The sequence below is a fragment of the Trichlorobacter ammonificans genome, assembly GCF_933509905.1.
Taxonomy (GTDB): domain Bacteria; phylum Desulfobacterota; class Desulfuromonadia; order Geobacterales; family Pseudopelobacteraceae; genus Trichlorobacter; species Trichlorobacter ammonificans.
Genome location: NZ_OW150024.1, coordinates 1 through 24,654, shown reverse-complemented (window position 1 = coordinate 24,654; position 24,654 = coordinate 1). Strand labels below are relative to the sequence as shown.

Genomic DNA, 24,654 nt, shown 5'->3' with positions numbered 1-24,654 from the left:
AACGTAGCTTCAGGGCACAGCTACCCACGAATCACGATTGAACAGCACCACAGGGACGTTGTGCGGAGCCGGCCCCACTCAGCCCGCCATCGGCCCAGAAACCCAAAACAGCCTTGTTTGTCCCCATGGTGAGCAGGCCGGCACAACGGCAGGCCGTTGTGCGCGAAACATCGGCCGCTCAGATCACCTTCAGGTCGGCGGAAAAACGGTAGCCCTCGGCATGGACGGTCTTTATCGGCTGGGCCTCCCCGGTTGCCAGGCCGACCTTCCCCCGCAGCCGCCGCACCAGCGCATCCAGCGCACGGCTGGAATAGCTGTCGTGACGGTTGTAGAGATCCATCAGCAGGCTGCTGCGGGGCACCGGTGTCGCCGCCGCAACCGGTATGGTCGCCAGCAGCTCGATAAAGCGCATTTCCTTGCCGGTCAGTTCGATGCAGGCACCGTCCGGCGCGACAAGCTGCCAGGCGGCCCGGTCAAGCGCCCAGTGCCGCTGGAACGGCTGCGGCATTTTCGGATCGCCGGCCCCGACTGCCCGCTCCCGGCGTCGCTGCATGACGTTATGGATGGCCGCCACCAGTTCCCGGCCGTCAACCGGTTTGGCCATGTACAGGTCCGCACCGGCATCGTACCCCCTGACTCGGTCCTCCGGAGCGTTCCGGGCCGTCAGGATGATGACGCTCATGGCGGTGTTGTTCCGGATGTATTCCACCAGGACATAGCCGGACTGATCGGGCAGTCCCACATCGACCACCACGACGCTCCAGTCATTATCCAGTTCTTTGTAAAACTCGGCCGCACTGCCCACTCCCACCGTGGCGAAGCCTGCAAGCGCCAGGTACTCAACCATGCTTTCCCGCAGTTCGAAATTATCCTCCACAATGAGAACGTTGGCGGCTCTATCCGGTTCCATATCGATCCAACTCCCTGATTTTCGGGCAGCATACATTTATGCGTTTATATGCAGCGCCGAATGGCCCGTAAAAAACGGGTAAATGGTGGCGCTTCGTATACCAGCCGGCGAGGGGAGGAGTCAACGCACCAGAACCGACAAATTACGACGAAGTGTGACGGCCCGGAGCGGTCGCTTCGCCGTCCGTCCGCAGCAACGGCATGGTCACCGTTGCACGGGTGCCGACCTCTGCACTGCTGGAAAGCTGGACGGTTCCCCCCTGCTGCTCCACGATCTTCCGCACCAGGTAGAGCCCGAGCCCGGCCCCCTGGATGTTGGCGCTGCTGCGCCCCCGGTAGTACTTGTCGAATACGCGCTCCAGCTCTTCCGCCGGAATGCAGGGCCGCCGGTTGCAGACCGAGATGGCTGCGGCACCCGTGCCGACCTGCAGGGCGATACTCACGGCTTCGTCGGGCGGAGAGTGCTTGATGGCGTTGTCCACCAGGTTGAGCAACACGGTCTTGAAAAGCGCCGCATCCGCAAAAATGACGACCTCGCCCTTTTCCGGCAGTTCGAGGTACAGCGTGCGCTCGGTCCACAGGGCGCACGACTCTTCAAAGAGCAACCGCACAAAACCTGTCAGCTCGAGGTGCCGTTGCTGCATCCGGTTGTCGCTGCCGTCCATTCGCTCGGCACGGAGCGAAATATCCATGATTTCCGTCAACCGGCTGACCGCCCGCTTCATCTTGTCGTAATAGGCGGTAAACGGTCTGGGCGCTTCTGTGTCACGCAGTTCCAGAATATCCAGGTTGGCCCGGATGATTGCCAGGGGCGTCCGGTATTCGTGCGAGAGCATCTCGACAAAACGGATCTGGTTGTCCAGGGTTTCCCGCTCCGTCTTGAGAAGCGCTTCGAGCTTCTTGTGCATCGCAACAAGGCGGGCGGTCATGATGCTCTGACGACGGATCTTTTCGTTGATGCCCCGTTCGGAGAGCAGACTCAGCAACCCACCGTTCTCCCGCACCTCCCCCGCCTCGCCGCCAATGCCGCGCCCCAGCAGCGTCACCATGGCCGCATACTCACGGTCGAGGCGGCGGACCGCCGTGTTTAAGCGCCGCAGGTACACGGCGGCGAACATCGCCGAGCCGGACACCAGGAAGGCGGCGGGCGGCAGCCACCTGCCGGCAACGAAGAGCGCCAGTGAGGCGGACGGCAGCAGGATCAGGGAGGCACACCAGGCCAGCAGGGCCTGCTGTTCGCGCATTGCCAGAAAAAGGCGCGCAAGCAGCAGACTGAATACCAGCAGGCTCGTGGTTTCAAACCACTGCCCCACGTCGCGGAGCGCGCCGGCGTCCAGCAGGTTGTTCAGGGCGGTGGCATGCAGTTCAACCCCCGGCATGCGGGTACGCAACTGGCTGAACGGCGTGGCCACCTGGTCAACGATGCCGGGCGCCGTTACCCCCACCAGCACCAGCCTGTCCCGGAAAAAGTCCGGTGAGTGTCGTCCTTCAAGAACATCAACCAGTGATACCGTGGTAAAGGCACCGGCGGGGCCATAGTAGTTGATGCGGTGCTGGTCCTGCTGCACCAGTCCGTCCCGGTCGCCGGAAAAGGCGGCGCGCGGAATCGGTCTGCCCCGGTCCGCCTCATAAACGGCCGACGAGAGCGAGGGGATCAGCACCCCCTTGCGGTAGATGCTGTGAAACAGTTCCCGCACCACATGGTCCACGCCCGGCTCCACATGGACATGGGCAATCCCGCGGGGGGAAAACAGTGCCGACGGCTCCACCAGCCCCCCCCCCTGCTCCAGGTGCCCGGCCAGTATGACCGAACCGTGCCTGCGGATTGCCGCGGCAAGCTGCTGATCGTCAGCGCTCGGTTCCGTCAACAGGAGATCGAAACTGACAACCGCGGCATGTTCGAGCCGGTCCAGCAACGCAGCATACCGATGGCGCGGCAGGGGCCACCGGCCGAAGGCGGCAAGGGAGTCGGCATCAATGGCGACAACGACGACCCGGTCCGAAGTCTCCCGGCTTCCCCGCAGGCGGAAGAAATGGTCGTAAAAATAGGCATCGATCCCGGCGAGCAGTCCCAGCCCTTCAATAGTGGCGACGAACGCCACAAGCATCGCCAGCAGCATGAAGAATCGGATTTTTTTCATGCCGATTCCCGGTTACAGCAGCAGCAGCAACAAGAGCAGTCCCCCGACGGCGCCAAGGGTCTCGATATAGTAATGCGGTTTTTTTTCGACATCGAAGACGCCGGTTGTGGAAAATCCGCCGGCAGCGCCCCCGGCAGCGAGGCCCGAAACCCGGACCGCATAGCGGCCCGGCTGCAGGTCGTCCGCAAGGACGAGTTTCGTTTCCTGCACGGTCTTCTGCACAATGGGGTTCCGGAATGAATCGTCGCGGGCGATTTGCAGGTGATAGGCGGCCGCACCGGGCAGGGCTTCCCACTCAAGGTACAGGTTATCGTCATCGGCGGTGGGTTTATGCAGGGCAGGGGCAGGGGACTTGACCATGGAGAATGCACGCGCCTCCGACCAGTCACCGGCATAGCCGTCCTCGGCCAGGGAGCGGGCGCGCAGCCAGTAAGAGCCGGCCGCCAGCTCTTTCATGATCTGAACGGTCTGGCGGTTGTCGCCGGCAAAGACCACGTCTGTGGAAAAGTCGGGAGTCGACGCCACCTGGACTTGGTAGGAAGTTGCCCCCACGACATGGTGCCACTGCACCTTCAGCGGCATCTCCGGAACCGTCGCATCCGGCACCGGCTGCACAATGGAAGGAGGGAGCGGCTTGCGGCGCACAGTCAGCCTCCGCGAAGGCGACGACGGTCCCTCCAGCCCGCTCCGGTCGATGGTGGTGGCCAGCAGAAAGTAGCTGCCGTCCGCCACGCCTTCGAAGGTAAACGGCTCACCGGCCGCTATGGTTGCCGTTCTGAGCGCACGTTTTCCTTCCGCGTCCTCCGCCAGCAGCACCCGGTAGCCGGCAGCTCCGGCAACCGGTGCGAAACGGATGGTGCTGACCCGGTCGCCATACACCGGTGCAAGGGCTTCCGGCTCCGGAGGTGTCGGCAGGGTGACCGGCGGCAGGGGCCGTGCATTGACGGGAACAACCGTTCCCGTCCCCTCCGGCAGCAGGAGCGACGCCCCCTGCGACGACACATCGATGGCATGCTCCAGGCTTTCCACCCTGGTGGTCAGGGCTTCGTCGAGCGCTACCCGGTAGCTGGTGCCCCGCACGGCGGCAAGGACCGACGGTGTCTCCACCTCGTACCGCGATGCGCGGCCCGTGGCCGATTGTATGCGGGATATGACTTTACCGGCGCTCAGACGGAGAGAACGCAACAGGTGCAGCGGCCCCTCAACGGATTGCGCAACCGTCAGCTCGCTGTTTTCCCGCATGGTGAAGGTGGTGCCGTCGGCAAAACGCACCTCGACGTCGCTGTCGGCCTCTGTTTTCAGCGCACTTCCCGCCACAATCCGGTCGTGCAGCGTCAGCGTCCGCCAGTTGCCCTGCCGGGGGGCGCGCACGAGGACCCTGCCCCTGAGCAGTTCCACCGTCCCGTCGGCCGCGACACCTTTCAGCATCTCCACGGGTAGCCTCAGCGTCTGGCCCGGCCTGATGAGGTCGGGATTGCCCAGACGGTTGAGCCGGGCGACCTGTCGCCACTTTTCCGGCTGCTGGAGGTATTTTGCGCAGATACCGCTCAGGCTGTCCCGGCTGACCACGCGAAGTTCCGCCATGCGACCGGTTTGCGCCTCTGCCCGGCCGGCCAAACCACCCGTCAGTGCCGGCAGCAGCAGCAGACCGGCTATGCACTGAACAGCTGCTTTCATGACCCTCCAGGCTTCTGTCGCCCTACGCAGTACGCACAGTTGCCCGGGAGGATGCTCCCCTCCAACCGCGCTGCGACTACCTGCGGACAGCGTTGCTGTATAAAGCTGGCGATGACGGGACGGGAGAACGTTCGAATGGCAACGGCGCCAGGGGATGCGCGTGACCGTGGTCTGGGCACGCGCACACAAAAAAGACCTGTTTTAACTCGTTGGGTGAGCAGCCTATGACAACTCAAGCACCAAACACAAGCCACCAAATGCGACAAAATGTAACAAAATGTGACACCGTTGCCGTGCTGCGGTCAGTGGAGGATCGGGCCGACTGTCGTACTGCCGGTTCTTCACGCACCCTGGTGCGGAGGGATTACAGCAGGGCAAACGGTTCGCTCAGGCAGTACCCCACGGCATGAACCGTCTTGATCGGGATCGGCTCGCCGCCGGCATGGGAGGTTTTGGCCCGCAGCCGGCGCACCAGCGCATCGAGCGCCCGGCCGGAATACTCGTCAATGCGGGGGTAGAGCAACCGCTGCAGCTGGTCGCGCGTGACCGGCTCTCCCGGTGCTTCCAACAGGGCCGTCAGCACCTGCATTTCGCGGGAGGTCAGGCCGATGATTTCGTTGGCAGGGGTGATCAGCTTCCAGGCGGTACGGTCAAGCGTCCAACGGGCGTTCCGGAAGGCGGCGACACTATCCTGCTCCTGCAGCGGCGTATCCGAAGCCGTGGCCAGTCGCTCCAGCAGGCGGGTGATGGCCTGGGCCAGCACCCGGGTGGGAAACGGCTTGGTGAGGTACAGGTCGCAGCCCGCCTCGTACCCCCTGAAAAAATCATCTTCGGAGTCATGGGCGGTCAGCATGATGATCCCCATGGCGGTATTGGTCCGGCAGTACTCGGCCAGCACCAAGCCGGACTGGTCCGGCAGCCCCACATCGAGTACCGCCACGGTAAAGGGCCCCGCCTCGGCCAGCTTGCAGTAAAATTCGCGGCCGCTACCCACGCCGACCACCTGAAATCCCGACAGCTCAAGGCCTTCAACGATACTTTCCCTCAGGTCTGCATCATCTTCAACCAGGACGATTCGTGGTGTTGTCACCTGCATAGTGGACCTCGTTCTTTTCGTGCTTCCGATACCTGGGCAGTTGTACCGTGACGGTCACGTCGTGGAAATTACTGACGCTAAACGCGATCATACCGCCGTGCAGCTCGATGATCTGGCGGGCCAGCCACAACCCCACGCCGGTGCCGACCAGCTCGGTACTGTTGGGACCGCGTGCGTACTTGCGAAACAGCTCTTCCGGCTCGACGCTCAGCGCCCGCTTGCTGCGGTTATGCACCCGAAACTCAAGGTACGTGTCGTCATAACGGCTTTCAAAGGTGATCACGCTCCCGGTGGCTGAATATTTGACGCCGTTTTCCAACAGGTTGAGCAAGGCGGTCCGCAGCAGCTGGCAATCGGCATGGATCGTGAGCTGCTCATCCACCGCGCCGGTAAAGAGCAGCGTCCCCCCTCCCCAGTAGTTCACCGCCTCATCCCGGATTTCAAGCAGAAACGGTGCAATGGGCAGCTCGGCCGGCACCATCTCCCGTATTCTCGACTCAGAACCGTCCTTCTTCCTGCCCCGCTCCAGCACCTCCAGCAGACGGTTCACCGCCCGCTGCATCTTGCCCAGGTTCACCTCCAGATGTCCGGGCATGCTCTTCAGCTTCATCCGCAGGATTTCGATGTTCGACTGCAGGATCGCCAGCGGCGTGCGGTATTCGTGCGAGAGCATTGACAGGAATCGCTCCTGCTCCTCGCGGGCCTGCTGCTCCTGGGACAGCAGCTCGGCCTGCCGCCGTTCGTTGGATTTGCGGGCGCTGATATCCCGGGTGATCCCGACATAGCCGCTGATCCTTCCCTGCTTGTCGCGGAGCGGTACGGCATGGATTTCGGTCCAGACGTAACTGCCGTCCTTGAGCACCTGCTGTGCTTCGTAGCGGCGCGGACCGGTCTTCTGTCCCATCTGCTCCTGACGCAGCCGTTCGATGTTGGCGGCCAGCACCTGTTCCGTCCCTTTCGGGGTCAGAAAGTCGGTCACCGGCCGACCGATGACTTCGTCACGGGAGAATCCCCGCAGCCTGACGTCGGCTTCGTTGATGTAGCTGTAGCGCAGGGAGACGTCCAGCTGCCAGATGATATCGGCCGAGTTCTCGGCCAGACTCCTGAACCGTTCCTCGCTGTCCCGCAACTCCCGCTCCACCCGGTCGCCGGTCAGGGAAAGATAGGTGTACGCCAGTATGATTTCAGCACTGATGGAATAAAACAACGTCAGGCGCAGCAGGGAGTCCTGGTAGATCAGCGCCATGCCCGTGCCCATGCTCGTGCCGTTCAGGAGCAGGAACGCCCTGTAGAGCAACAGTCCCACCAGCGGCAACAGCGAGACGGAAAGCAGCCACTGCATGAAGTGACGGCGGGCTTCCCGGATGGCCAGCGGTTCCAGTGCCGTACGGAGAAAGAGCAGGCCGATGATGGCGGACACATTGGCGCCCCGCAGCAGAATCCTGTCGTCGGCAACCAGAAAGTAGAGCTGGATGCCGCTTCCTGCCAGCAGTATCGCGAGATTCAGCGGCATTCCCCACCAGCGGCGCGGTCGTTGGTAGAATCGGCTGATCCCCTCGTACAGCAGCAACGGATGCAGCATGATCAGGATGTTGCCGATGATCACCGCGACAAACATGGGGACAACGGGACGCAGCACCAGGCTCAGCGTCGACCCCAGGGCCCAGCAGGCGGTTCCGGCGATCCAGTGGTCAAACCCCGGATAGGTGATGCGGGTCAGCCGGGCATGCAGCAGGACCAGGACCAGCAGCACCTCGATAACCATGGAAACCGTGACCAGCGTAGCGCTGTCAAGTGTCGGCATGACAAGCATCTCTTTCGCCCGGAGCAGCCGGCAGCGGTTCCGTTCTCCGGTGGGCAGCAGGAATGACGTTCACAGGAAATACCACAGCTTGTGTGGCAATACCAGCGCCTCAGCCTGCATTTCGCGGTCCGGTGCCGTCCGGAGGCGCGTCAACGCCGCATCTCCCTGTAATTCCCCGATTCTCCTTGACACCTATCGGCTTTTTTGATACTTCTTGCCGCCATTTTGAGCTTACCGATCCGCCGGAGTGAAACCATGGCAACCAAAAAGAGCGTACCTTCCCAAGAGACGCCCACCACCGCGAAAAGTCCCGCCGCAGCCAAGAGTGCGCAACCGGCCCGTACCAAGGCACCCAAGGCAGCGGCAGCACCTTCCTCCCCCGTCAAGGAACCGGCGGCAAAGAAAAGCGTGCCGGCAAAGCAGGCCGTCCCGGCTGCATTGTCCGTAGCGCCCGCTCCCGTCAAACCGGTCCCGAAGGCTCCCAAAGCCGCCGCGGCTCCGGCGACGAAGCCGGCCGCAGCCCCGTCGGCCGAGCCGCAGGACAAATGGTCGGAAATCCGGGCTCTTCTGCTGAAAATGAAGCAGGAGGCCCTGCAGGAGATCGCCCGCTCCATCAAGTCCGGCTCCGAGTCCTCCGCTGCCGACGAAACCAGCGGTGACATCTACGACCAGGCATCCTCGGAGCGGGACCGGGAACTGGAACTGCTGCTGAACGACCGCGAGCGGGAAAAACTGCACAATATCGATGAAGCGCTGTTGCGCATGGCCGAAGGGGACTATGGCCTCTGCGAGGAGTGTGACGAGGATATCCCGGTGGGACGGCTGAAGGTCCTGCCCTTTACGCGTCACTGCGTCAAGTGCAAATCCGACCTGGAGCGGATTCAGGCCCAGACCCGCTGGGTTGACGATACACGGGCCTACCGCGAAATCCCCAACGGTGACGAGGACGAATAGTCGCCTTATCGCCCCAGCAGGCGCAGCACCAGCCCCTTCCGCACGGTCAGTGCGTGATGGGGGCAGAGCTCCCGACAACACCAGCACCGGATACAACGCCCTGAATTCACCTTCAGGGCGTTGTTGCGTATGGTGATGGCTCCGGGCGGGCAGGCGTCGCGACAGATGCCGCAGAGGACGCACCGGGCAGGATCAGCGGCGGGCAGCGGGGAAAGCTGGTTGCGCAGTAGCGGTTTGAGGAAGGCCGGTAGTCCGAACTGTACATCCAGCCCTTCCGGCAGCCGGAAGGGTGGCTGCACCGGCAGGGGAACAGGATCACCGCACAGGTCGATCCGCTCCGCTTCCGTGCCGGCCAGCCCCCGGCGACGCGCCTCCTGCTCCACCGGCAACAGGTCGGCGGGGATACCGGCAATGCGGGCAGCAACAGTGTCCACCGCAATCGGATTCTCGCCAGCCAGCAGCAGTCCCAGCTGACGCGGCGTCCCACTGTTGGGGCCGTTCCCCTCCATGGCCAGAATCGCATCCACGATGGTCAGGGCCACCGGACGGGCGTGGGCGATTTCCAGCAATAGGCCGGCAAACAGCTCCTTGGAACGGCCGGCGGTGAGGTGCAGTCCCGCCTTTGCCGTTCCGACAACGGCGCCGAACAGATTTTTTACCCCGCAGGTCAGCGTCATCATTTCATGGGTCTTCAGCTTGGGCAGGTTGATGACCAGATCGGCCTCGCAGTAGGCCCGGGCCAGCTCAAGGCTCCGGAACGTCGGCCCGCCTCCCACGCTGTCCGTCTCGCCGAAGTTCACCATCCGACCGCCGGACTCCTCCACTGCAGCGCGTATACCGCTTTTTTCGCCCACCCGTGCCAGGGAGCCGATACCGGGACTGTCCCCCACCAGCGCCATCCCTCCGGCGCTGACCACGGCACGCACCACCCCCGCCACCAGGGCCGGATGGGTGGTCACCGCTTCCTCGGGCCTGCGGGCCGCCAGCATGTTCGGTTTGAGCAGCACCCGCTGCCCCGGCCGGACAAACCGGCCTATGCCTCCCAGGGGGTGCAGCAGCCGTTCCAGGGCCCGGTCAACCGCGTCCTGCTCGTAACTCGCACACCGACTGACGACAACTTTTTCCATCGCCGCTCCTTGCATTTTGACCGATTTGGGTTATAGAGTACCTGCCGGATCAGCTGGTGCCCGTATTTATGCGCTTTCCCGACCATTCCGTTTGCGGAGACACCGTTCCGATGAAGACACTCGCGCAGGAACATTACGATATATCTCTACTCTATGTGGAGGACGAGCGGGTGACCCGGGAGCAGGTCTCCCGCATCCTGCAGCGGTTTGTCACGGAACTGCATGTGGCCGAGAACGGTCAGGAGGGATTGCAGCTCTACCGTGAGAAACGGCCCGACATCATTCTGACCGACATCATGATGCCGGTCATGGACGGCCTGGCAATGTGCCGTCAGATCAGGAACATTGACCGGGACAGCCAGTTGATCATGCTGACTGCCCACAGCGACACCGAATACCTGTTGGAGTGCATTTCGCTGGGAGTCAATCAGTACGTCCAGAAACCGGTCGATTTCGTTCAGCTCGCCTCCGCCATCGAAACCTGCAGCAGCTACATCCTGCTCAAGCGCAAGATCCTCCGCCAGGAGGCGCGGATTCAGATGCTCTCCCAGGCGGTGGAGCAGGCGCCGGCACCGGTCATCATTACCTCGCTTTCCGGCTCCATTGAATACGTCAACGCCATGTTCACCCGACTCACCGGCTATGGGCCTGACGAGGTGCTGGGGCGCAACCCCCGCCTGCTCAAGTCCGGCATCACGCCTGTCGAAACCTACGAGGAGTTGTGGCGCACGATCACCGGGGGCGACGAATGGAAGGGAGAGCTGGCCAACAAGCACAAGAACGGTTCCATCTACTGGGAGACGGTCAAGATATCGCCCCTGCGCGGTACTGACGGTGTCATCACCGGCTTCCTGAAAGTCTCCCAGGATATCACCGACCGGAAACTCTACGAAGAAAAGCTCCACTACCTGGGCACCCACGATCCCCTCACCGGCCTGTACAATCGCGCCTACTTCGACGCCGAACTGCAGCGGCTGGGCGCCGGCCGTGACTTCCCGGTCAGCGTGGTCATCGCCGATATCGACGGCCTGAAGGAGGTCAACGACCACCAGGGGCATGATGCCGGGGACCGGATGATCAAGGGAGCGGCAACCGTGCTGCTCTCGGCCTTCCGGGCCAGCGACGCCGTGGCCCGCATCGGTGGGGACGAATTCGCCGTGCTGCTGCCCCGCACCGACCACGAGGCGGTCACTGCCGTCATCCAGCGGCTCAGGAACGGGGAGTCGGATCCCAATCTGGGCATCTTCGCCCGCCACCTCTCCCTGGGGGCCGCCACCGCCAAGGAATCAACGGAACTGCACAACGTCATCAAGAGCGCCGACCGCCTGATGTACGCCGACAAGACCAAGCGTCGGCGCTTTCGCAAGGGAGTTCCGCTCATCCCGGAGCAGTAATCCTCAACCGGCTCAGCGCTCCTTCAGCCACGCACCTGCCCGCTGGATACGGGCCACGCTTTCCGGCATCCCCAGCGCCGTGACGATCTCGCCGATGCCCGGCGCCTGGGTGCCGCCGGAGAGGGCCACCCGCACCGGCTGCCCTACCTGGGGCATCTTCCAGTTATTTTCCGTGCAAATATCCTTGAACAGCCCGTCGATCTCCGCCGCACTGCCGACGGTTGCCGCTGACAGCTTGGCCGCCACCGCCGCAAATACCGCCGTCAGGTGGGCCGCCTCGAACTTGGCCAGGGCCGCCTCGTCGTAGGACTCAGGAGCCCGGTAGTAAAACAGGGCCCGCTCCGCCATCTCTTCCAGGGTCTGGGACCGCTCCTGCAGGGTGGCCACCACCCCGGCCAGACCGGGAGTCGTGGTGTCGGTCACCCCGCGGGAGGCCAGGTGGGGTCTCAGCAGCTCCGCCAGCCGGTCCGGCGCGGACTGCTTGATGTAGTGGGCGTTCAGCCAGTTCAGCTTCTCCGGGTTGAAGACTGACGCCGAGCGCCCCACGTTGGCGATGTCGAATTTTTCCACCATCTCGTCGCGGGAGAATATCTCATCATCGCCGTGGCTCCAGCCCAGCCGCACCAGGTAATTGTTCAGGGCCTCCGGCAGGTAGCCCATGTCGCGGTAGGCGATAACGCTGGTGGCGCCGTGCCGTTTGGAAAGCCGCGCCTTGTCGCTGCCCAGGATCATCGGCACGTGGGCAAAGAGCGGCACCGGATAGCCCAGGGCCTCGTAGAGCTGGATCTGGCGCGGGGTGTTGTTGACATGGTCGTCGCCGCGGATCACGTGGGAGATCCGCATCAGGGCGTCGTCGATCACCACGCAGAAGTTGTAGGTGGGGGTACCGTCGGTGCGGCTGATGATCAGGTCGTCCAGTTCGGCGTTGGGAAAGACGATCCGCCCCTTGATCAGGTCATTGAAAGCGGTCTCCCCCTCTTCAGGAGCCCTGAAGCGGATGACATGGGGCTGGTCAAGCGGCTGGTCCTGCCGGTGGCGGCAGGTACCGTCGTACTTGGGCTTGCGCCCCTCGGCCATGGCCGCCTCCCGCTTGGCTTCCAGCTCCTCCGGCCTGCACCAGCAGCGGTAGGCTTTGCCCTGGTCCAGCAGTGTCCGCACATGCTGCTTGTAGAGCGGAAAGTTATCGGTCTGGTAGAACGGCCCTTCATCCCAGTCAAGCCCCAGCCACTCCATCCCCTGCAGGATGGCGTCCACCGACTCCTTGGTGGAGCGCTCGGTATCGGTATCCTCGATCCGCAGGATGAAGGTACCGCCGAAGTGACGGGCGTACAGCCAGTTGAACAGGGCGGTGCGGGCACCACCCACGTGCAGGTAGCCGGTGGGGGAGGGGGCGAAACGGACGCGCAGGTCGGACATGGTAACTGCTCCTTTTACGGGCTTCCGCAACAGCCGGAAGTCGATACGACATATTATGTCTTATGACTATGCTAGCCTGGGCACACTTCAGAACGAACGAGGTGTACCGATGGAACCGATCGTGATTGTTGGTGGAATAACTGTGCTGGCAGGAGGTATCTGGAGCGTTGCCGATCTGCTGCGGGATGCCGGCGTCACCGTTGACTGGCTCAGAACGCTTCAGGCGTATTCGGCCTTCAACTCCCGCGTCATCAGTTCCAGCACCGCTTCCCGGGCCGGTTTGTCCCGGTGCAGGATCTCGAAGACCTTCTCGCAGATCGGCATCTCGACCCCTTTGCTCTGTGCCAGGAAGTAGACCGACTCCGAAGTCTTGACCCCTTCGGCCACCATGCGCATCTCCGCCAGAATGGCCGCCAGGGTCATCCCCTGCCCCAGCTTCATCCCGACGGTCCGGTTGCGGGACAGGTCGCCGGTACAGGTCAGCACCAGGTCGCCCATGCCGGCAAGACCGGAAAAACTTTCGTCGCGGGCTCCCATGGCCCGTCCCAGGCGGCGCATCTCCACCAGGCCGCGGGTGATCAGGGCGGCACGGGTATTGTGGCCGAAACCGAGGCCGTCGGAGATCCCGGCCGCAATGGCCAGGACGTTCTTGATGGCTCCCCCCAGCTCCACCCCCACCGGGTCGTCGCTGGTGTAGACCCGGAACGTCTGGTTGCTGAAGGCGCTCTGGGCCAGACGCGCCGCCTGCTCGTTCCGGGAGGCCGCAACGATCAGCGAGGGAAGTCCCAGGGCCACCTCCCGGGCAAAGGTGGGGCCGGACAGCACCACGTAGTGTTCGAGCATCCCTGCTCCCAAAGTCTGGGCGACGATATCAGATACCGTGGCCAAGGTGGTCAGTTCGATCCCCTTGGAGGCGTTCACCAGTACGGCCTCTGCCGGCCAGCACGGCGCCAGAGTGGACAACAGCCCCCGCGCCACCTGGGTCGGCGCCACCAGCAGCACCAGCTCCCGTTCCAACACAGAACGGGAAAGCTCGCCGGTACAGATGAGATCAGGATGGAGCGACACACCGGGCAGAAAGAGAGAGTTGCTGCGCTGCCGCGTCATCTCCTCCACCAGTTCCGGCTCATAGGCCCACAATACCACCTCGTGGCCGTTCCCCGCCAACAGGTTGGCCAGGGCGGTTCCCCAGCTGCCGGCTCCGATCACACCGATCTTCATTCCCACTCCCCTTCGTCCTCTCCCATCTGCTGCCGGGGATCGATACCCTCGGCAAGGGAGCGGCGCGCCATTTCAAGGCTATCCAGTGCCAGCCGCCGGATAAAGGGATGGCGGGCCAGCGGCAGCGGCCCGCCGGCAAGGCTTAAAGAGACCGCCAACGTACGCTGCACAAGGGCCTGATAGCAGCCAACCTGCTGAATAAAATCGGCGATCAGTAGCAGCCGGCGCACGATGCCGGCCCGGTCCGGCTCGATAATCTCAGCGCAGAACCGCTCCACAAAGGGATGCTGTTCGTCGGGGGAGCCCCCCTCCAGCCCTTCGGATCCCATCGATTCGGCAATGGTGTACACGGTCGGCCCATGCAGGAGCCACCCCTCGAAGAACGGTTCGTCCAGCAGCGTCTCGCTGTTGGCCAGATAGGAAGCCAGGCGGGAGGTAAGGCCGCTTAACAGCGCAGGGTCAAAGGAGGGGAGGTAGACCCGGGGCCGCAGGTCGTTGTCGCCGAATAAATGGCGCGATGCGTACAGGTCAGGCGGCAGGTAGTAGTTATGCTCGATGCTGCGCATCACAGCGTCCCTGAGCAGACGCAGGCCGTAGGCGGCATCGATCGGGAACATCCCCTCCTCGGCGTTGACGTCGTCCAGGTAGTCGTCATGCTCGGCCCGGCTCTCGAACAGGTTGGCCATGGCCTGTACCACACCGTCGTGCTCGCTGGTCTGCAGAATAAGGCCCGTGTAGCGTTGCTCGCTCAACTCCCAGGAAAACCAGAGCGTCGCCAGTCCCTGGGCATCCAGGGGGCGGGCCTGGACCGCCACCAGCCGTTCCGGACAGGCAAGCCGGGCCGGCAGCGGCAGCGGCTCGTTGATACCCAGAAAGCCCAGGCGGCGTCTGCTCCGCTCCACCCGTGCTTCCAGCCCCTCCACCGTCAGGTGGCGCAGTTCCCCGAGCACGGTCAGGGCGCAGCCGTGCCGTAGCGTACCCAGGGCATCCACCGCCAGTCCGGCAACCTCGGAAAACTCGAAGTGGGCCAGCATGCGCAGGAAGGCGGCGGCCGCCGCACCCCGTTCCCGTTCGCCTCCCAGCCGCTTGATCAACTGCTCCCGCAGCGGCTCGTCGGCATCCAGAAAGCGATCCATGAAGCGGATCATTCCCCAGGTTTCGTCATCGAGACAACTGTCCAGCAAAACGGACGGTCCCTGTCCCCCTGCCTGCCGGGCAAAGGGGGGAGAGGAGACGTCCACCCCGTAATCCTGGAGAATTTCCAGCAACGGTACCCGCTCGTCGTCGGCCAGGTCCCGCCGTTGCAGGGTCAGCGTCACCAGCTGATCCATCCAGACCGCAACGTCGAAAAAGTCCAGCATGCAGGTGTAGCGGAACAGCCGCTCCCGGTCCCGCTCCTTCCAGAGCCGCCGCACCAGCGGTGGCAACGCCCGGGTTCCCGCCTTCTGCAGCCGCCGGCCGATCCGCTCCATCTGGTCGCGGGTCAGCTGCTCGCGGGTGAGAAAGTCCAGCAGCCGGACGATCCGCCGCCGTTCCCGGTAGCTGGTATCGATGGTGCGCGGATTCATGCCTACTCCGCCGTTTCACCGTCAGCCGCGTCAGTGCCCTCGTCGTCGTCCCGCTCGGCCAGACGGGCCACGGCAACGATCTTCTCCTGCTCTTCGGTCACCATCAGGCGGACCCCCTGGGTGTTGCGGCCGATGACCGAGAAGCCGGAGACCGGTACTCGCAGGATCTTGCCCTGGTCGGTGATCACCATCAGCTCGTTCTCGTCGCTGACTTGCATCACGTCCACCACCATGCCGTTGCGCTCGTTGGTCTTGATGGTGATCAGCCCCTTGCCGCCACGACTCTGGCCGCGGTATTCGTCCAGATCGGTCCGCTTGCCGTAGCCGTTCTCGGTGACCGTGAAAATGGTGGTACCAGCCACGGAGGGGTCCACCACCTCCATGCCGATCACCTCGTCGCCGCTCTCCAGGTTCATCCCCCGCACCCCGCGGGTCACCCTCCCCATGGGACGGGCGTCGGCTTCGCTGAAGCGGATCGCCTTGCCGCCGCGGGATGCCAGGAAGATATCACTGCTGCCGTCGGTCAGGGCCACGGCGATCAGCTTGTCACCCTCATCCAGGTTGACGGCGTTGATGCCGGTGGTACGGATATTGACATACTCCACCAGCGGGGTCTTCTTGACCACGCCGTTTTTGGTGGCCATGAACAGGTAGAGGTCCTCGCGGCTCAGATCCTTCACCGGCAGGATGGTGGTGACTTTTTCGCCGTCCTGGACGTTGACCAGGTTGACCACCGCCTTGCCCCGGGTGGTGCGGCTGCCTTCCGGAATTTCATAGACCTTGATCCGATAGACCCGGCCCATGTCGGTGAAGAAGAGCAGGTAGTCCTTCGTGGAGGCGATGAACAGCTGCTCCACGAAATCCTCTTCCTTGGTCTTCATGCCGGTCTTGCCCTTGCCGCCGCGGCGCTGGGCACGGTAGAGGTCGACGGCGCTGCGCTTGATGTAGCCCCCGTGGGAGACGGTCACCACCATCTCGGCATCCTCGATGGTGTCCTCCAGGGAGATCTCGGCGGTACGGTCCACGATCTCGCTGCGGCGTTTGTCGCCGAACTTCTCCTTGATCTCGGTCAGTTCACCGACGATGATCGCCATGATCTCCGCGTCGGAACCCAGAATCTCCTTCAGCCGGGCGATCAACCGGAGGATATCCTCGTACTCCTGGATGATCTTGTCCCGCTCCAGACCGGTGAGGCGCTGCAGCCGCATCTCCAGGATCGCCTGGGCCTGGAGCTCGGACAGCCTTACCCCGCCTTCGTAGCCGGCCGGTGCCGGCAGGTCGAGACGCTTCAGGTAGACCGGGTCGGCAAAGGCGCCGTCCATCAGCCCCTGCTTGGCTTCGGGCGGGGTCTTGGATTCGCGGATCAGTTCGATCACCGCGTCCAGCCAGTCCAGGGCGATCTTGAGACCTTCCAGAATATGGGCCCGGGCCTCGGCCTTCTTCAGCTCGAACAGGGTCCGTTTGGTGACCACCTCCCGGCGGTGTTCGATGAAGCAGAGCATCATCTCTTCGAGCGACAGCAGCTTGGGCCGGTTGTGCACGATGGCCAGCATGTTGATGCCGAAGGAGGTCTGCATCTGGGTATGCTTGTAGAGCTGGTTGAGCAGCACCTCGGCGTTCTCGTCCTTTTTCAGGTCGATGACGATCCGCATGCCGTCCCGGTCCGACTCGTCCCGCAGGTCGGCGATCCCCTCGATCCTCTTCTCCTTGACCAGCTCGGCAATGCTGGTGATCAGGCGCGCCTTGTTGACCTGGTAGGGGATCTCGGTGACCACGATGGACTGGCGGTCCTGCTTCTTGCTGGTCTCCACGTGGGCCTTGGCCCGCACCTGGATGATCCCCCGGCCGGTGGCGTAGGCGTCGATGATCCCCTGGCGCCCGTAGATGGTGCCGCCGGTGGGGAAGTCGGGCCCCGGCACCAGGGCCAGCAACTCTTCGAAGGTGAGCTGGGGATTGCGGATAAGCGCGATGATGGCATCAACCACCTCCCCCAGGTTGTGAGGGGGGATGTTGGTGGCCATGCCCACCGCAATACCGGCGGAACCGTTCACCAGCAGGTTGGGGAACTTGGCCGGCAGCACCGCCGGCTCCTGCAGCGATTCATCGTAGTTGGCGGTGAAGGGGACGGTCTCTTTTTCCAGGTCGGCCAGCAGCTCGTGGGTGAGCTGCTTCATCCGGATTTCGGTGTAGCGCATGGCGGCCGGCGAGTCGCCGTCCACGGAGCCGAAGTTCCCCTGGCCGTCCACCAGCAGGTAGCGCAGGGAGAAGTCCTGGGCCATCCGCACGATGGTATCGTAGACCGCGGTGTCGCCGTGGGGGTGATACTTACCGATGACGTCACCGACCACCCGGGCCGACTTCTTGTACGGCTTGTTGTAGTCGTTGCCCATGTCGTGCATGGCGTAGAGGCAGCGCCGGTGCACCGGCTTCAAGCCGTCCCGGGCGTCGGGCAGGGCCCGGCCGATGATGACCGACATGGCGTAGTCCATGTAGGACCGTTTCATCTCATCTTCGATATTGACCGCTATCTTCTGGGGTGTATGTTCAAGCATTGCTGGTGTCCTTGAATTACGGTGTCTGACTTAAATGTCCAGGTTGACGACGTTGAGCGCATTCTGCTCGATGAAATCCCGGCGCGGTTCCACCTGGTCCCCCATCAGCACGGTAAAGATTCCGTCCGCCTCCACGGCGTCCTCGATCTTCACCTGCAGCAGGGTGCGGTTTTCCGGGTTCATGGTGGTCTCCCAGAGCTGCTCCGGGTTCATCTCGCCCAGACCCTTATAACGCTGGATGTTGAGACCTTTCTTGGCGTATTCCAGGAACCAGGTAAGCAACTCCTCGTGGCTGGCGGTTTCCAGCAGCAGCTTCCCTTCCTGCTCCAGGCAGGCCTTGCCGCCGGCCATGGTCTCGCAGACCCTGCGGTAGTTTTCCACCAGAAGTTCATACTCGTGGGTCCCCAGCACGTTCAGGGTCTGGTTGTCGATCTGGTTGCGCAGATTGCCCAGGCTGAAACTGATCCGTTCCTCTTCCACCTGGTACTCGGCATCGGCACGCAGCCCTTTCATCGTCTCCAGGTAGCCGGTCAGCTGCCCCAACTCCTCGATACCGGCCGGCACTCCGGCCCGGAGCAGCAGGTCCAGCAGTTCGGCGGCGACCCCTTTTTTGACCACCTTGTCCACAATGGCGCGGTGCTCGATGAGCTGGCGGATAACTGGGATGATCTGCTTGCCGCTATAGACCCGGTCGCCCTTCTCCATGCGCAGGGTCAACTCCTCGGCCCCCTCGTCCAGCAAAAACTGCTGCAGGGCCTGTTCGTTCTTGAGGTACATCTCCTTCTTGCCCCGCTTTACCTTGTAGAGCGGCGGCTGGGCGATGTAGAGGTGGCCCCGTTCGATCAGCTCCCGCATGTTGCGGTAGAAGAAGGTGAGAAGCAGGGTGAGGATGTGGGAGCCGTCCACGTCGGCGTCGGTCATGACGATGATCCGGCCGTAGCGCAGCTTGGATACGTCGAAATCCTCCCGGCCGATGCCGGTCCCCAGGGCGATGATCAGGGTGCGGATCTCCTGGGAGGAGATCATCTTGTCGAAGCGGGCCTTTTCCACGTTGAGAATCTTGCCCTTGAGCGGCAGGATCGCCTGGAAGCGGCGGTCGCGCCCCTGCTTGGCCGAGCCGCCGGCCGAGTCGCCCTCCACCAGGTACAGTTCGCACTGGGCCGGGTCTTTTTCCTGGCAGTCGGCCAGCTTGCCCGGCAGTCCTCCCAGGTCCATGGCCCCCTTGCGGCGCACCGTTTCGCGGGCCTTGCGGGCTGCTTCCCGGGCCCGGGCCGCCTCGATGGACTTGTTGAGCACATCCTTGGCGATTTTGGGGTTTTCTTCCAGGTAGACCGCCAGTTTTTCGTTGAGGAGCGACTCGACGTACCCCTTGACCTCGGAGTTGCCCAGCTTGGTCTTGGTCTGCCCCTCGAACTGCGGCTGGGGTATCTTGACCGAGATCACCGCGGTCAGCCCTTCCCGCAGGTCGTCCCCGGAGATGGCCACCTTCTCCTTCTTGAGCAGGTCGTTGGCGGCGGCATAGCCGTTCATGGTGCGGGTGAGGGCCGCCTTGAACCCTGCCAGGTGGGTTCCCCCCTCGTGGGTGTTGATGTTGTTGGCAAAGGAAAAGATCTTCTCGTCGTAGGAGTCGTTGTACTGCATGGAAATCTCGATCTCCACGCCGTTTTTCTCCCCCTTGACATAGATCGGCTTGGGATGCAGCGGCGTCTTGGCCCGGTTCAGGTATTCGACGAAGGAGTTGATCCCGCCTTCGTAGTAGAACTCATGGGCTTTTCCTTCGCTCCGTTCATCGCCGATGGTGATGCGGACGCCGGCGTTCAGGAAGGCCAGCTCCCGCAGCCGCTGGGAAAGCACGTCAAAGGAGAATTCGGTGGTTTCAAAAATCTCCTCGTCCGGCATGAAGGTGATCTTGGTGCCGCGTCGCTTGGTTTCGCCCACCACCTCCAGCGGTGCCTGGGGGTCACCACGGCGGTAGGACTGGCGCCAGATCTTGCCGTCGCGGCGGATCTCCAGTTCCAGCCATTTGGAAAGGGCGTTGACCACCGAGACCCCTACCCCGTGCAGGCCGCCGGAAACCTTGTAGGAATCGTTGTCGAACTTGCCGCCGGCATGCAGCACGGTCAGCGCCACCTCGGCCGCCGCCCGTCCTTCCGTCGGATGCATATCCGTCGGGATACCCCGGCCGTTATCCACCACGGTTACCGAACCGTCGGTATTGATGGTCACCCCTACGGTGTCGCAGTGGCCTGCCAGCGCCTCGTCAATGGAGTTGTCCACGATCTCGTAGACCAGGTGGTGCAGACCCTGGGACGCCGTGGAACCGATATACATGGCCGGCCGCTTGCGAACCGCCGCCAGGCCTTCCAGAACCTTGATGCTTTCGGCACCGTAGCTGGCACCGCTCACTGTTGCTTCATTCATTTCGTAATCACTCATCAGCGTCTTTCTTCCTCGTACGTCGGGGTGCCGTCCTCAACTCTGAACCGGCTGCAGGAGTCGAATAGCTCCGCCGGCAGGGGGTCGGGATCGGTAGTGGTCAGTATGGTCTGGATCCGTTCCTGCCGCAAAAATGACAACAGGTTATAAATGCGGCGCCGGTCCAGTTCCGATGCCATGTCGTCCAGCAACAACACGGGATAGTCGCCGAAGAGCCCGTGCAGATGGTGCAGTTCCACCATTTTCAGAGCCAGCACGAAGCTGCGCTGTTGCCCCTGGGAGCCGAACAGCCGTAACGGCCGGCCATTGATGAGAAACTGCAGGTCGTCGCGGTGGGGACCGCGGCCGGTCACTCCCTGCCGCAGATCCTGCTCCTTACCCTGCTCCAGCCGGTCACGGTACTCATCCGGCAGCAGATCGGGCCGGTAGAGCAGGCCAACCTCTTCCCGCCCTTCGGTAATCCGGGTGTACGTATCCCGGAAAAGCAGGGCGATGTTTTCAATGAACTGCCGCCGGCAGACAATCAGCTCGATTCCCGCCGCCACCAGTTGCTCGGTCCATTCATCAAGACCGGACCTGCTTCCCGAACGGAGCAGGGCGTTACGTTGCTTCAGGGTCCGGTAATAGCTGTGGTACTGCTGCAGGAAGCGACGGTTGCAACTGTACAGTAACCGGTCCAGGTACCGCCGTCGCGTTTCGGGCCCCAGTTTGACCATGGCGATATCGTCGGGTGAAAAGACGACTACGGGCAATCTTCCCTGCAGATCGGCGGCACTCTGGATATTCTTGCCGTCAACGGCAACTTTTCGGACCGAACCGCTTAAGTGAATGCTGATGCTGCTTTCGGAGCCGCCGCTGTGGACCGTTCCCCGTACCGAGGCTGTCGTCTGACCGTGCCGGATCAGGTCGGGCACTCGAGCGGTTCTGAATGATCGGCCGCTTCCCAGCAGGTAGACCGATTCCAGCAGATTGGTCTTTCCCTGGCCGTTCAGACCATAGACCACCGACAGGTGGCGGTCCGGCTTGAAAATGGCCGCCGGTATGTTGCGATAGTTTTCAATGTTGATGCTGCTGAGATACACGTGAACCGAAATTACAAACGCATCGGCATGATGACTGCAAGCAGCCCGTCTTCATCGACCGGCGTCACGATCGACGGTGACAGCTCGTTCTTGAATTTCATCAGTACCTCGTCGCCTTCGCAGATCATCAGCACATCCAGCAGGTAGCGGGCGTTGAAACGAACGGAGAAGGGGGCACCGTCGTAGCTGGCATCCAATTCTTCCATGGCGTCCCCCAACTCGGGATTGCTGGAGGATATCTTGATACCGCTGTTGTCGATTTCCAGCATGATCCCCTTGAATTTTTCGCTGGAAAGGATCGCCATCCGTCGTACCGCATGAATGAGCGATTCGCGCGGGGCTTTTACCAGCAGTTCGTTGGCAACCGGTATGACCCGGGTGTAGTCCGGAAATTCGCCATCCACCAGTCGCATGATCAGGGTGGTGTCGCCGCGCTTGACCACGGCGCTGTTGTCGACAAATCCGAAGCGCAGGGTGGCATCCCCCTCATCGGTGATTTTCTTGATTTCGAAAATACCTTTTTTGGGAAGGATGACCCCCTTGAGCAGGTTGGCATCCGTCGATCCCTTGAACTCACCCGAGGCGATGGACAGCCGGTGACCGTCGGTTGCCACCATCTTCAGCAGGGTCTGCCCGCCGTGCTGTTCAACCCGGGTGTAAATGCCGTTCAAATTGTATTTTGTCTCATCATTGCAGATCGCGTAGGAGGTGCGCTCGATCATTCGCTTCAGCAGGGATGACTCCACCTCGATCAGCTGTTCGTCTGCCACGGAGGTGATGATCGGAAATTCGTCGGACGAAAGACCCACGATATTGAACTTGACTTTGCCGCAGATGATCTCGACCCAGTCGTTATCCTTGGTGGCAAAGCTGATTTCCTCGTTGGGAAGTTCCTTGACGATCTCATAAAGCTTCTTGGCGTTGACCGTAATTTTTCCCGGCTCATCAACCTTCGTCGGATAGCTGCTTTTCAGGCCGACTTCGAGGTCGGTGGCAAGAATGTTCAAGGAATCGTCGGCAGCTTCGATCAGTACGTTGGAAAGGATCGGCATCGAGGTGCGCTTTTCCACGATTCCCTGAACTTTCTGCAGTGCTTTAAGAAAGTTATCCTTATCTATCTTAAAAATCATGGTTTCACTCCTTTTCCTTATTCGCTGATCTCATATAAAAAATAAGTTAGATAAAGACTAAAACCTTTTGTAAATGATATTAGTGCTGTTGAAACCGTTGATTCTTTCCAACTAGTCGATATTATTGATAGATATCCCGGAACAACCCTGTTGAATATTCGGGGTCAGGTCGGGAGTTTTCAACAGCGGAAAACTTTTCAACAGCTTTCAACACCCTTTGCACAGCGTGTGGGGACAAGGGTGTTTATCGTAGTATGGCGCTCTTTATTTCCTCAATGGTACTCATAAGATAGCTGTCTTCAGCCATTTGACGCTCGATTTTGTTCACCGAATAGATGACGGTTGAATGATCCTTACCCCCAAACTTGCTGCCGATATCGGGATAGGAGGCCGTGGTCAGGTCGCGGCAGAGCCACAGGGCGATCTGTCGCGCCTGTACCAGTGCCTTCAAGCGTTTCTCCGACTTCAGATCGGCGACCTTTAGTCCGAAATAGTCGGCTGTGGTTTTCTGGATCAGCTCGATGTTGATATCCTTGCGTTTGTCCACCAGGATATCTTTCAGATTCTGTTTTGCCATGGTCAGGGTGATCGGAATGTCCTGGAGGCTGCTGTAGGCCCCCAGCCTGATCAGCATTCCCTCCAGTTCACGGATGTTGCGGGTATCACTGGACGCAAGGAAGTAGGCCACATCGTCGGGAAGCCTGATGGCATTCAACTCCGCCTTTTTTTTGAGAATCGCGATCTTGGTTTCGAGGTCGGGCGGTTGAATGTCGGCGATCAATCCCCATTCGAAGCGTGAACGGAGCCGCTCTTCAAGGTTGGGCATCTCGCGGGGAAACTTGTCCGACGTGATGGCAATCTGCTTATGGTTTTCATACAGAGCGTTGAAGGTGTGGAAGAACTCCACCTGTGTCCGTTCCTTGCCGGTGATGAACTGGATATCATCGATCAGCAGGACATCCACCGAACGGTACCGGGCACGGAACTCGTCCATCTTGTTGAGGCGAATGTAGTTCACCATTTCGTGCATGAACTTTTCGGCGGAGCAGTAGCAGACTCGGGCCGACGGGTCCTTGTCGAGAATATGGTGGCCGATGGCATTCAACAGGTGGCTTTTACCCAAGCCCACCCCCCCGTAGATGAAGAGCGGGTTATAGGTAATGGCCGGGTTGTTGGCAACCGCGAGAGCGGCGGCGTGAGCAAACTGGTTACCGGCGCCGCTGACGAACTGGCTGAAGGTGTAACGCGGATTCAGCGGGCTGCAGTTTTTCCCCCCTGCCGGCGGGACTCTGACCGTTTCCGCAGTGTCGGTACCATTCGACTCGGCTGCTGCCGGCAGTTCCGGCACCGGTTGCAGTTCTTCTTCCTCCCGAACCAGAAACTCAACCGTCAGATTCTTGTCGGCAGCTACGGAGAGCGCGCTCCTGATCAATTCCAGGTAGTTGTCCTCCAGCCATTCCTTGAAAAACTGGTTCGGGACCGACAGCAGCATGGTATCGTCACGGAAAGCGGCGAACTGGATCGGGAGAATCCAGTTCGAGAAATTCTGTGGCGGGATGACCTTCTCGAGATTTGAAACCGCCTGGGTCCAGGTGCTGTGCATGGGGTCGTTCAGTTTGGCGGACAGCATAGATAGAGTACCTGGGGATCGTGTGATGTCGGATGGTGTGGCTGCGGGGTCGATTTTCCGGTGAGGTTTCGGGCGCCCCCAGGTTTTCAACAGATATATCAACACCTGTTGAAAACAGTAATCCATAAAAATATTATGTGGTTATGACAAAAACCACCCTTATGACGAGCTTTTCGAGCGTTAAACCTTAGCAGAGGTGCCCCGGTTTTTCAATGGATAAAACTTGTCACGGATTTAAAAGAAAAGTCTTGCAAACCTGATGTTCTTTCAGTATAAAGTCCGTTCCTGGCACATCCGTTTTGCACAGGAAAGCCTGATCGAAATCAGACGCACTCTTATCGATAGGATGGTAATCAGCCGTGAAAAGAACGTATCAGCCCAGCAACACTTCCCGTAAGCGTACCCATGGGTTTCTGGTCCGCATGTCAACCAAGAATGGACGACTGGTGATCAAGCGCCGTCGCGCCAAAGGCCGCAAAAGCCTGTCTGTCCGGGTTGCCGCCAAGTAATCCCGCGA

General features: G+C 61.5%; 17 protein-coding genes. 3 read left to right on the top strand and 14 right to left on the bottom strand.

Translation table 11 applies throughout. The annotated features are described in order from the left end of the window. Positions 1-178 precede the first annotated feature (178 nt). The 5 genes from RAK07_RS00085 to RAK07_RS00065 form a co-directional block, all read right to left on the bottom strand. Positions 179-910, bottom strand: coding sequence for a response regulator transcription factor (locus RAK07_RS00085; RefSeq protein WP_305730821.1), 732 nt, complete (start codon positions 908-910; stop codon positions 179-181). Positions 911-1,052: 142 nt separating this feature from the next. After that, positions 1,053-3,050 (bottom strand): CHASE2 domain-containing protein, encoded by a 1,998-nt coding sequence (locus RAK07_RS00080; protein WP_305730820.1) that lies wholly within the window; start codon positions 3,048-3,050, stop codon positions 1,053-1,055. 12 nt (positions 3,051-3,062) lie between these two features. Beyond that, a complete protein-coding gene (locus RAK07_RS00075; RefSeq protein ID WP_305730819.1) occupies positions 3,063-4,727 on the bottom strand; it encodes a FecR domain-containing protein in 1,665 nt (554 codons plus the stop codon). A 364-nt stretch (positions 4,728-5,091) separates the two neighbouring features. Next, positions 5,092-5,817: a response regulator transcription factor gene (locus RAK07_RS00070; RefSeq protein WP_305730818.1), complete on the bottom strand. Its 726-nt coding sequence runs from the start codon at positions 5,815-5,817 to the stop codon at positions 5,092-5,094. Further along, complete coding sequence (locus RAK07_RS00065; RefSeq protein WP_305730817.1) at positions 5,789-7,627, bottom strand: PAS domain S-box protein; 1,839 nt, start codon at positions 7,625-7,627, stop codon at positions 5,789-5,791. Before RAK07_RS00065 ends, RAK07_RS00070 begins: the two co-directional genes overlap by 29 nt. 255 nt (positions 7,628-7,882) lie before the next feature. On the opposite strand from RAK07_RS00065, the gene RAK07_RS00060 reads away from it, so the two are divergent. Next, positions 7,883-8,581, top strand: coding sequence for a TraR/DksA family transcriptional regulator (locus RAK07_RS00060; protein WP_305730816.1), 699 nt, complete (start codon positions 7,883-7,885; stop codon positions 8,579-8,581). Positions 8,582-8,586: 5 nt separating this feature from the next. Here the strand turns inward: RAK07_RS00060 and RAK07_RS00055 are convergent, their stop codons facing one another. Beyond that, positions 8,587-9,708, bottom strand: coding sequence for a DUF362 domain-containing protein (locus RAK07_RS00055; protein ID WP_305730815.1), 1,122 nt, complete (start codon positions 9,706-9,708; stop codon positions 8,587-8,589). A 110-nt stretch (positions 9,709-9,818) separates the two neighbouring features. Between RAK07_RS00055 and RAK07_RS00050 the strand changes: the two genes are divergently transcribed. Next, on the top strand, positions 9,819-11,102 hold the full coding sequence (locus tag RAK07_RS00050; RefSeq protein ID WP_305730814.1) for a sensor domain-containing diguanylate cyclase: 1,284 nt from the start codon (positions 9,819-9,821) through the stop codon (positions 11,100-11,102). Positions 11,103-11,114: 12 nt separating this feature from the next. Here the strand turns inward: RAK07_RS00050 and gltX are convergent, their stop codons facing one another. From gltX to dnaA, 8 genes are all read right to left on the bottom strand, one after another. Beyond that, positions 11,115-12,518: a glutamate--tRNA ligase gene (gltX, locus tag RAK07_RS00045; RefSeq protein WP_305730813.1), complete on the bottom strand. Its 1,404-nt coding sequence runs from the start codon at positions 12,516-12,518 to the stop codon at positions 11,115-11,117. A gap of 219 nt (positions 12,519-12,737) precedes the next feature. Further along, positions 12,738-13,745 (bottom strand): NAD(P)H-dependent glycerol-3-phosphate dehydrogenase, encoded by a 1,008-nt coding sequence (locus tag RAK07_RS00040; RefSeq protein WP_305730812.1) that lies wholly within the window; start codon positions 13,743-13,745, stop codon positions 12,738-12,740. After that, positions 13,736-15,307, bottom strand: a complete 1,572-nt coding sequence (locus tag RAK07_RS00035) for a hypothetical protein (protein ID WP_305730811.1) — start codon at positions 15,305-15,307, stop codon at positions 13,736-13,738. The genes RAK07_RS00040 and RAK07_RS00035 overlap by 10 nt, the downstream gene beginning before the upstream one ends. Before the next feature lie 2 nt (positions 15,308-15,309). Further along, the gene (gyrA, locus tag RAK07_RS00030; protein ID WP_305730810.1) at positions 15,310-17,859 is read right to left on the bottom strand and encodes a DNA gyrase subunit A; all 2,550 of its coding nucleotides are present in this window, start codon (positions 17,857-17,859) and stop codon (positions 15,310-15,312) included. A 30-nt stretch (positions 17,860-17,889) separates the two neighbouring features. Beyond that, on the bottom strand, positions 17,890-20,295 hold the full coding sequence (gyrB, locus tag RAK07_RS00025; RefSeq protein ID WP_305730809.1) for a DNA topoisomerase (ATP-hydrolyzing) subunit B: 2,406 nt from the start codon (positions 20,293-20,295) through the stop codon (positions 17,890-17,892). After that, on the bottom strand, positions 20,295-21,377 hold the full coding sequence (gene recF / locus RAK07_RS00020; protein WP_305730808.1) for a DNA replication/repair protein RecF: 1,083 nt from the start codon (positions 21,375-21,377) through the stop codon (positions 20,295-20,297). The genes gyrB and recF overlap by 1 nt, the downstream gene beginning before the upstream one ends. An 11-nt stretch (positions 21,378-21,388) precedes the next feature. Beyond that, positions 21,389-22,507: a DNA polymerase III subunit beta gene (gene dnaN / locus RAK07_RS00015; protein ID WP_305730807.1), complete on the bottom strand. Its 1,119-nt coding sequence runs from the start codon at positions 22,505-22,507 to the stop codon at positions 21,389-21,391. Between the two features lie 244 nt (positions 22,508-22,751). Continuing rightward, on the bottom strand, positions 22,752-24,110 hold the full coding sequence (dnaA, locus tag RAK07_RS00010; RefSeq protein WP_305733453.1) for a chromosomal replication initiator protein DnaA: 1,359 nt from the start codon (positions 24,108-24,110) through the stop codon (positions 22,752-22,754). Between the two features lie 386 nt (positions 24,111-24,496). On the opposite strand from dnaA, the gene rpmH reads away from it, so the two are divergent. Beyond that, complete coding sequence (gene rpmH / locus RAK07_RS00005; RefSeq protein WP_305730806.1) at positions 24,497-24,646, top strand: 50S ribosomal protein L34; 150 nt, start codon at positions 24,497-24,499, stop codon at positions 24,644-24,646. Positions 24,647-24,654 lie beyond the last annotated feature (8 nt).